We start from the raw sequence: 9,192 nt of genomic DNA, 5'->3' as shown, positions 1-9,192 counted from the left end.
CTGCGGGAGGGAAGGGCACCTCCCTTCAAGCTCCTGTCTTATGCTCCTCGCTTCTGGGCAAGCCGTTTCAGCTTTTTATGTAATCTAGCTTCGATTCCTAGGAGCTCGAGTCATAAGCAAATACTCTGCGGGAGAAGAGCCCTCCCTCCGAGTATTCGTCTTATGCTTGTCGCTCCTGACCAGTCGTCTCATCTTTTTGATGTAATCTAGCTTCAGGGCCTAACCGCTCGAGACATAAGTGTAGCTGCTGCGGGAGAGAAAAAAACGCTCTCCCTCCGCACCTCCTCTTATGCTTGTCGCGGCTGAGCAAGGCCCTTCAGCTTTTTCGATAGGGGGTTTTTGCATGTTATTGGTGATGGATGTGGGGAATACGAATATTTCGATTGGTGTTTATAGGGATGACGATCTTTGTTTTCATTGGAGAATTGGTACGGATCGGGGAAAAACAGAAGATGAATATGGAATGATATTTAATCAGTTATTGAGTCATGTTGGGTTGACCTTCCATGATGTAAAAGGAATGATTCTCTCCTCTGTTGTGCCTCCTATAATGTCTTCACTTGAAAGAATGTGTACAAAATATTTTCAACTGAAGCCTTTGGTTGTTGGGCCTGGTGTTAAAACGGGATTAAATATAAAATATGATAATCCTAAAGAAGTTGGGGCAGATCGAATCGTGAATGCTGTGGCTGCGATTCATGATTATGGGACGCCAATCATTATAGTAGACTTTGGTACAGCGACAACGTATTGTTATGTAAATGAGCATAGCCAGTATTTAGGAGGGGTTATTGCCCCGGGAATTGAAATTTCTACAGAGGCGCTCTATTCGAGGGCTGCTAAATTGCCCAGGATAGAGATTGTTCGTCCTGCCAATATCATTGGGAAGAATACAGTAAACGCTATGCAGTCCGGCGTTTTATATGGTTTTATTGGACAGGTAGAAGGAATTGTAACCAGGATAAAAAAACAGAGTAAGCAGAATCCTATGGTTATCGCTACTGGCGGAAGAGCATCCATGATTGCAAATGAAACATCCATAATTGATGTTGTCGATCCGTATTTAACATTAAAAGGTCTGCAAATCATTTATTCAAAGAATATACAGCTATAAATCCTGTAATGGATTTGAAAGGAGTTTATCATGAACGATTATTTAGTTAAAGCACTAGCATTTGATGGACAAGTGAGGGCGTATGCAGTCTCAAGTACGCAAACTATTGCAGAGGCACAGAGAAGGCAGGATTCCTGGCGTACAGCATCTGCTGCGTTGGGAAGAGCAATGACAGCGGCTGTAATGATGGGAGCCATGCAAAAAGGCGAAGCAAAGATTACTATTAAAATTGAGGGTGATGGTCCAATTGGCCCGGTTATCATTGATAGTAATGCAAAGGGTGAGGTTAGGGGATATCTGACAAACCCTCATGTTGATTTTGAATCTAATGAACATGGAAAACTAGATGTAAGACGTGCTATCGGTACAAATGGTACATTGACTGTTGTTAAAGATATTGGAATGAGGGATAATTTCTCTGGCCAAGTTCCTTTAATTTCAGGCGAGCTCGGTGAAGACTTTACTTATTACTTTGTTACTTCTGAGCAAACTCCTTCATCTGTAGGAGTAGGTGTTTTGGTTAATCCGGATGACTCGATTCTTGCTGCAGGTGGATTTATTATCCAGCTGATGCCTGGCACGGAAGAAGAGGTTATAGAAAAAATAGAGAAAGCTTTAGGATCAATCCCGCCTATTTCCAAAATGATTCAGGATGGATTGACTCCGGAAGAAGTGCTTAATAAAGTATTGGGAGAAACAAACGTAAAGATATTAGAAAAAATGCCAGTATCATTCCAGTGCCAATGTTCCAAGGATAGAATAGCGAATGCTTTAATCAGTCTTGGAAAAGAAGAACTAGAAGATATGATCGAGACAGATGGCAAAGCCGAAACCCAGTGTCATTTCTGTAATGAAAAATATATATTTACAAAAGAAGAACTTCAGGAGCTAAAAGACACAGCTAAGTAATTTATTGGAGGAGTTGCTTTGTCAAATAAGCAATATGTGTCCATTATCGCTGGTTTAATTCTGTTGAATATTGTGACTGTCCTTTATTTTACAATGGGGGAAAACCCGATGAAGGAAGATACAGCGGAAATTGTTGCTTCAGTGGAAGAGAAAGAGATTAGCCGTTCGGACTGGATCGCTGAGTTGGAAAGGATACATGGGAAAGATGTATTAGCTACAATGATAAATGAAGAGGTTATTCTTCAATTGGCGGCTAAGCAACGGCTAACTGTTTCTAGGGATGAGATGAAAGTGGAGGCGGTTCTCCGGCAAGCGTTATATGGTTTTACTGGAAATTCACCCTCTTATATTAGTGGTGAGGAGCTTAAAAAGAAGCTTAAAGTTTCAATTCTGCTTGAGAAGTTGTTGACAAAGGATGCTGTCATAACAGACAAGGAAGTTGAGTCTTACTATAAAAGTAACGAAATCTTGTTAAAGTTCACTGATCTCTACCGATTATCCCATATCGTACTTACAGAAAAGGCGAAAGCAAATGCGATTATTAAGGAATTGAAGGCGGGCACTGATTTTACTGCAATGGCAATAGAACGCTCAGAAGATAAATATACGGCGGATACTGGTGGAGAATTAGGGTATATATCATTAGATTCCAATTCTGTCCCTGAAGAATATAAAGAAACTGCGGCTTCATTAAGACCTGGAGAATGGAGTCAACCAATTAAGATCAAGGATGGATATGCTATTCTCTATTTGCATGATCAGATTGGTCAAACCGAACTATCCTTTGGAAAAATAAAATCTAATCTTAAACGAAAAGCTGCAATGGAACAGATGAATACACCAGTCTCTGCAAATATGCTTTGGGAACAGTATAATGTGGATTGGATTTATGGAAAATAGAGTCATGCGCTCTATTTTCTTTTATATACTGTAAATGAGTCATAAAGATTATTTCACAGGGTTATCTGACAGAAAATCTGGGAATTTAGAAGTATAATAGTTGACAGAAAGCAGAAAAATAGCTAAATTGTATATAAAACCAATGAAAATACTATGAATTAGGGGTGGATAAGTTGGGTAAAATAGCGAATAATATTTCAGAATTAATAGGTAATACACCTGTTGTTAAATTAAACAAGATTGTAGAAGATGGATCTGCAGAGGTTTATTTGAAATTGGAATATATGAATCCGGGAAGCAGTGTTAAGGACCGTATCGCACTTGCCATGATTGAGGACGCAGAGGAAAAGGGTCTTCTAAAGCCGGGCACAACGATTGTCGAACCAACAAGTGGTAATACAGGTATTGGGTTGGCTTGGGTTGCAGCAGCAAAAGGATATAAAGCTATATTGGTAATGCCGGATACAATGAGTGTAGAACGCCGTAACTTATTGAAGGCATATGGAGCCCAACTTATTCTTACTCCTGGTAAAGATGGAATGAAAGGTGCAATTGCTAAGGCGGAGGAACTTGTAAATGAACATGGTTACTTTATGCCACAGCAATTTAAAAATGAAGCCAATCCTGAAGTTCATAGAAAAACAACTGGTAAAGAAATCGTAGAACAAATGGGCGATCAACTGGATGCCTTTATATCTGGTATAGGAACAGGCGGAACTATTACGGGTGCTGGAGAAGTGCTGCGTGAGAAATACAAAGATATTAAAATCTTTGCAGTAGAGCCAGCGGATTCACCGATTCTATCAGGTGGTACTCCAGGTCCTCACAAAATTCAGGGAATTGGCGCAGGCTTTATACCTGATACATTAAATACAAATATTTATGATGAAATCATAAAAGTGGAAAATGAACAAGCTTTTGAACAAGCAAGAAAAGCAGCTAAAGAAGAGGGTATTCTTGGTGGTATTTCTGCCGGAGCAGCTATTTTTGCAGCATTGGAAGTTGCCAAGAAACTTGGTGCCGGCAAAAAAGTGCTAGCAATCATCCCGGATAATGGAGAAAGATATCTAAGTACGCCATTATATAATTTTGAAGATTAATCGTACTGACGAGTAAATAAGCTAAACATATGGAGGAGGCTAAATGCCTCCTTTTGTTTTGGTTTTCTGTGTTTCTTTCTTTTTTATAAATAACATGTGGTATAGTGATTTGCATAGAGTAATTTCGGAGTCTGATTAAAGGAGCAAATTATTATGGAACAACCACAAGTAAAGGCGATTCTAGAATGTGGACAATATAAATTGGAACTTGGACAAAGCACTAAGATTATGGGAATCTTAAATATCACTCCAGATTCGTTTTCTGATGGAGGCCAGTTTAACAAAGTAGAGCAAGCAGTTTTGCGTGCAAAGGAAATGATAAAAGCTGGAGCAGATATCATTGATATCGGCGGTGAGTCGACGAGACCTGGTCATCAGCAAATTTCATCAGATGAAGAATTGGAGCGAATCATTCCTGTTATTAAGGAATTAACAAAAGAGATCAATGTACCGATCTCTGTAGATACATATAAAGCGGATGTGGCAAAAGAAGCACTTCGCGCAGGGGCGCATATCATCAACGATATTTGGGGAGCCAAAGGTGATGAGGAAATGGCCCGCGTTGCTGCTGAGTCAGGCGCTCCGATTATCCTTATGCATAATCGGAAACAGGCTTCCTACAATCATTTTTTGCGTGATGTTTTAAATGACTTATATGAAAGTATTCAGATTGTTAAAGAGGCTGGAGTTAGTGACGATAAAATTGTACTGGATCCAGGTATCGGCTTCGCGAAGTCGCTGGAGGAGAATTTGCTGATGATGCGAAATTTAGACATCATAACGAGCCTCGGGTACCCCGTCTTATTAGGAACTTCACGTAAATCAATGATTGGCAGAACACTTGATTTGCCAGTAGAAGAAAGAATGGAAGGTACAGGGGCGACAATTTGTTTTGGTATTCAGCAGGGGTGCCAAATGATAAGGGTACATGATGTGAAAGAGATGTACCGTATGGCTCGTATGATGGATGCGATGCTTGGAAAGGTGAAAGTAAATGGATAAAATAATTCTTGAAAATATGGAATTTTATGGATATCATGGTGTCTATGAAGAAGAAAATAAACTTGGACAACGCTATAGAGTAAGTGCGGAATTGTATTTGGATCTGCAAGTCGCTGGGAAAACAGATGATCTGAATAAATCAGTTAATTACGCTGAAATATATACCTTGTGTAAAGGTGTTGTGGAAGGAAAGCCTTATAATCTAATCGAAGCAGTGGCAGAAAAGATATCAGCAGAAATCTTGGAGGCATATTCAATGATTCATTCATGCAAAATCAAGGTTGTGAAACCTGATCCCCCAATACCAGGTCACTACGATTATGTTGCAGTTGAGATTATAAGGGAGCAAGAGCGGCATGATGAATAGAGTTTATATTGGAATAGGTACAAATATAGGGGATCGAGAATCGAATTTAAATGATGCCATAAGAGAACTGGCGGCAGTACCTGAAATTGAGATTATTTCTTTATCATCTATATATGAGACAAATCCAGTAGGCTATTTAGAACAAGGTAAATTTTTGAATATGGTTATTTGTATCAACACAACTTTCGATGCACAAACACTATTGGTTACCTGCATGAATATAGAACAAAATCTTGGCAGAAAAAGGGAAATTAGGTGGGGTCCGCGAACAATAGACCTTGACATTTTGTTATTTAATCAAGAAAATATTGTAACGAAAAACCTAATTGTCCCTCATCCGCGGATGCTTGAAAGGGCCTTTGTGGTTATCCCGCTCGTGGAGATAGATAAGGACATCATTCTGCCTAATATGGAAAAACCTATAAGGGAAATCATGGATGATATCCCCGAAAAAGAAGGGGTTCGGATATGGAAGCGGAAAAATGGGGAAGGCGTATTAGGGCATTCAGAAAGCTGAAAGGTTTTACTCAAGAGGAATTTGCCAGAGAGTTATCCGTCTCGGTCTCTATGCTTGGCGAGGTAGAAAGAGGCAACCGAATACCCTCTGAGAGCTTTTTGCAGGATATTGCAAATCAGTTGGACATTACAGTAGAGGAATTAAAACCTCTCGTTAAATAGATTTAATTTTAGTGCAAGTAAAGGATAGGGAGGAATTGAATTGTTGAAGATTGGCAATGTTGAAATGAAGAATCCGGTTGTACTTGCACCTATGGCCGGAGTTTGTAACTCAGCATTTCGTTTAACAGTTAAGGAATTTGGGGTAGGGCTTGTTTGTGCAGAAATGGTTAGTGATAAGGGAATAATACACGGAAATGAAAAAACCTTAAACATGCTCTATATTGATGAACGAGAAAAACCATTGAGCCTTCAAATTTTTGGTGGAGAAAAAGAATCACTTGTTCAAGCAGCTCAGTTTGTAGATAAGAACACTAATGCAGATATAATCGATATTAATATGGGCTGCCCGGTTAACAAGATTATTAAATGTGAAGCGGGAGCCAGATGGTTACTGAATCCGGATAAGATTTATGAAATGGTTTCAGCTGTAGTTGATAAAGTAGATAAACCGGTTACGGTTAAAATGAGAATTGGTTGGGATGACCAGCATATATTTGTTGAAGAGAATGCAAGGGCAGTTGAAAGAGCTGGTGGAAGTGCAATATCTGTCCACGGACGTACTCGGGTTCAAATGTATGAAGGAACGGCAAACTGGGATTATATCCGTATGGCAAAAGAAGCTGTCAATATACCGGTTATCGGTAATGGTGATGTACAGACTCCACAGGATGCCAAGAGAATGCTTGAAGAAACTGGCTGTGATGGAGTCATGATCGGTCGTGCTGCACTCGGGAATCCTTGGATGATGTATCAAACGGTTAAGTATTTGGAAAATGGTATCCTTTTACCGGAGCCATCTGTTCGTGAAAAAATTGATGTTTGCGTCCTGCATCTTGATCGCCTTATCGCGTTGAAGGATGAGTTTATCGCTGTGCGTGAGATGAGAAAACACGCAGCATGGTATTTGAAAGGTATTAAAGGAAGCGGTAAAATCAGAAATGAAATCAATGAATGCAACACACGTGAACAATTGGTAGGGCTGCTATATAATATGGTGGAAGATATTGAGTATCATGAAGCCGTTCGTGCAGTTTGATGATTTGACAGTACCTGATATACTGTATAATAAGTATGTAGAAACTGCCGGTAAAACCGGCAGTTTTTATGATACTTTTAAAAGGATAATGATATTTTATATATATTAGGTTCTAAGGTTGTGTAAAATAAAGGAACAGTATATACGCGATAGAGATGGAGTGGAAATAAGATGAGCAATTATGAAGAATTAAACGACCAATTAAAAGTCAGACGTGACAAAATGAACCGCATCCAAGAAATGGGCATTGACCCATTTGGCAAAAGATTCGAACGTACACATTTGGCTCAAGAAATTAGCAATGAATATGCAGATGTGGAAAAAGAAGATTTAGAAGCAAAGAATGCGGAAGTTGCTATAGCTGGAAGAATTATGACAAAGCGTGGCAAAGGGAAAGCTGGATTTGCTCATATTAAAGATGTGAGCGGTCAAATTCAGATATATGTGCGTAAGGATGCTATTGGAGAAGAAGCTTATGAGCTTTTCACTATGGCTGACCTTGGTGATATTGTAGGTATTAAAGGAACGGTATTTAAAACAAAAGTGGGAGAGCTTTCTATAAAAGTAAGCCAGTTTACATATCTTACTAAGTCTCTTCGTCCTCTTCCGGAAAAATATCATGGATTAAAAGATATTGAAGAGCGCTATCGTAAGAGATATTTAGACTTAATTACAAGTGAAGAAAGTCAAAAAACATTTGTGACACGCAGTCGTATTATTCAGGCGATGAGACGTTACTTTGATGACCAAGGATTCCTTGAGGTTGAAACGCCAATGCTTCATTCTATCGCTGGTGGTGCATCTGCACGTCCGTTTATTACACATCATAATGCGCTTGATATGCCTATGTATATGCGTATTGCCATTGAATTACACTTAAAAAGGCTAATCGTTGGCGGTTTGGAAAAAGTATATGAAATCGGTCGAGTATTTAGAAATGAAGGAGTGTCCACAAGACATAATCCTGAGTTTACAATGCTTGAGCTTTACGAAGCATATGCTGACTACAATGATGTAATGGACTTGACTGAAAATGTTGTTGCTTATATTGCAAAAGAAGTTTTAGGAACAACTATCATTCCTTACGGTGAATATGAAGTGGATTTAACACCAAAATGGACAAGACTTCATATGGTAGATGCAATTAAAGAATACGTAGGTGTAGATTTCTGGAAAGAAACATCTGTTGAAGAAGCACGTGCGCTTGCAAAAGAACATGATGTACAAATCACAGACTCTATGACATACGGTCATATTGTTAACGAATTCTTTGAGCAAAAAATTGAGGAGAAGTTAATCCAACCAACCTTCATTTATGGTCATCCGGTAGAAATTTCTCCGTTAGCTAAGAAAAATGAGGATGATCCACGCTTTACTGATCGTTTTGAGTTATTTATCGTAGGACGTGAGCATGCGAACGCCTTTACTGAGTTAAATGATCCAATTGATCAGCGTCAACGTTTCGAAGCGCAATTAAAAGAGCGTGAACAAGGTAATGATGAAGCACATATGATGGACGATGATTATATAGAAGCATTGGAATATGGTATGCCTCCAACAGGAGGACTTGGAATTGGTATAGACCGTCTAATTATGTTACTAACTAATTCACCTTCAATTCGTGATGTGCTGTTATTCCCATTAATGAGACATAGATAAGGTTTTAAAGAAGAAGCTGCCGATTAAGAGCAGCTTCTTCTTTTGGTTTCTTTCATCAATTGTTATATGAAGATAAGGATATAAATCTAAGCTTCATAGTATAAGAAAGAATAAAAACAAAAACTTTTATAAAAAGGTATTGCAAAATAAAAAACAAGATGGTATATTAATAAACGTCGCTGCTGCAGTATACAATACGAAGCAAGCGATAAAGAAAAAATAAAAAAGTTGTTGACATGAGGTTGCTAACTTGGTATGATAGTTAAGTCGCCAAAACGACAACGAAACAGATTGTTCTTTGAAAACTAAACAAAACGAAACGCCAAGCAAGTCTAAAATAAGAGATTTTTAATCTCGTCAATTTGCTTTAAAATTTAGCTAGATCAAACATCTTTCGGAGAGTTTGATCCTGGCTCAGGACGAACGC

10 protein-coding genes are annotated in these 9,192 nt (G+C 38.8%); all 10 read left to right on the top strand.

Going from position 1 to position 9,192, the window contains the following annotated elements; genetic code table 11:
• Nucleotides 1-343 precede the first annotated feature (343 nt).
• Entirely contained in the window at nt 344-1,114 is a 771-nt protein-coding gene (locus tag AC4D4A_RS19225; protein ID WP_490997310.1) for a type III pantothenate kinase, read from the top strand.
• A 30-nt stretch (nt 1,115-1,144) separates the two neighbouring features.
• The gene (gene hslO / locus AC4D4A_RS19220) at nt 1,145-2,023 is read left to right on the top strand and encodes an Hsp33 family molecular chaperone HslO (protein WP_490997309.1); all 879 of its coding nucleotides are present in this window, start codon (nt 1,145-1,147) and stop codon (nt 2,021-2,023) included.
• Nucleotides 2,024-2,041: 18 nt separating this feature from the next.
• The gene (locus AC4D4A_RS19215; protein WP_490997308.1) at nt 2,042-2,923 is read left to right on the top strand and encodes a peptidylprolyl isomerase; all 882 of its coding nucleotides are present in this window, start codon (nt 2,042-2,044) and stop codon (nt 2,921-2,923) included.
• Between the two features lie 173 nt (nt 2,924-3,096).
• On the top strand, nt 3,097-4,023 hold the full coding sequence (gene cysK, locus AC4D4A_RS19210) for a cysteine synthase A (RefSeq protein ID WP_490997307.1): 927 nt from the start codon (nt 3,097-3,099) through the stop codon (nt 4,021-4,023).
• Nucleotides 4,024-4,176: 153 nt separating this feature from the next.
• The gene (folP, locus tag AC4D4A_RS19205) at nt 4,177-5,025 is read left to right on the top strand and encodes a dihydropteroate synthase (protein ID WP_490997306.1); all 849 of its coding nucleotides are present in this window, start codon (nt 4,177-4,179) and stop codon (nt 5,023-5,025) included.
• Complete coding sequence (gene folB / locus AC4D4A_RS19200) at nt 5,018-5,392, top strand: dihydroneopterin aldolase (protein WP_490997305.1); 375 nt, start codon at nt 5,018-5,020, stop codon at nt 5,390-5,392. The genes folP and folB overlap by 8 nt, the downstream gene beginning before the upstream one ends.
• Nucleotides 5,382-5,909, top strand: a complete 528-nt coding sequence (folK, locus tag AC4D4A_RS19195) for a 2-amino-4-hydroxy-6-hydroxymethyldihydropteridine diphosphokinase (protein ID WP_490997304.1) — start codon at nt 5,382-5,384, stop codon at nt 5,907-5,909. Before folB ends, folK begins: the two co-directional genes overlap by 11 nt.
• Nucleotides 5,861-6,070, top strand: coding sequence for a helix-turn-helix domain-containing protein (locus tag AC4D4A_RS19190; protein WP_490997303.1), 210 nt, complete (start codon nt 5,861-5,863; stop codon nt 6,068-6,070). Before folK ends, AC4D4A_RS19190 begins: the two co-directional genes overlap by 49 nt.
• A gap of 40 nt (nt 6,071-6,110) precedes the next feature.
• Nucleotides 6,111-7,106 carry a tRNA dihydrouridine synthase DusB gene (gene dusB / locus AC4D4A_RS19185; RefSeq protein ID WP_490997302.1) on the top strand — a complete coding sequence of 332 codons (996 nt, stop codon included), beginning with the start codon at nt 6,111-6,113 and terminating at the stop codon, nt 7,104-7,106.
• A 171-nt stretch (nt 7,107-7,277) separates the two neighbouring features.
• Complete coding sequence (lysS, locus tag AC4D4A_RS19180; RefSeq protein ID WP_490997301.1) at nt 7,278-8,765, top strand: lysine--tRNA ligase; 1,488 nt, start codon at nt 7,278-7,280, stop codon at nt 8,763-8,765.
• The last annotated feature ends 427 nt before the right edge of the window (nt 8,766-9,192 follow it).

It is taken from the genome of Pradoshia sp. Z5_111 (assembly GCF_058267535.1).
This window is presented reverse-complemented; position numbering and strand designations above follow the sequence as displayed.

Coding starts and splice junctions, on each gene's coding strand:
- AC4D4A_RS19225 (WP_490997310.1), top strand. CDS start 344: ATGTTATTGGTGATGGATGTGGGGAATACGAATATTTCGATTGGTGTT.
- hslO (WP_490997309.1), top strand. CDS start 1,145: ATGAACGATTATTTAGTTAAAGCACTAGCATTTGATGGACAAGTGAGG.
- folP (WP_490997306.1), top strand. CDS start 4,177: ATGGAACAACCACAAGTAAAGGCGATTCTAGAATGTGGACAATATAAA.
- folB (WP_490997305.1), top strand. CDS start 5,018: ATGGATAAAATAATTCTTGAAAATATGGAATTTTATGGATATCATGGT.
- folK (WP_490997304.1), top strand. CDS start 5,382: ATGATGAATAGAGTTTATATTGGAATAGGTACAAATATAGGGGATCGA.
- AC4D4A_RS19190 (WP_490997303.1), top strand. CDS start 5,861: ATGGAAGCGGAAAAATGGGGAAGGCGTATTAGGGCATTCAGAAAGCTG.
- lysS (WP_490997301.1), top strand. CDS start 7,278: ATGAGCAATTATGAAGAATTAAACGACCAATTAAAAGTCAGACGTGAC.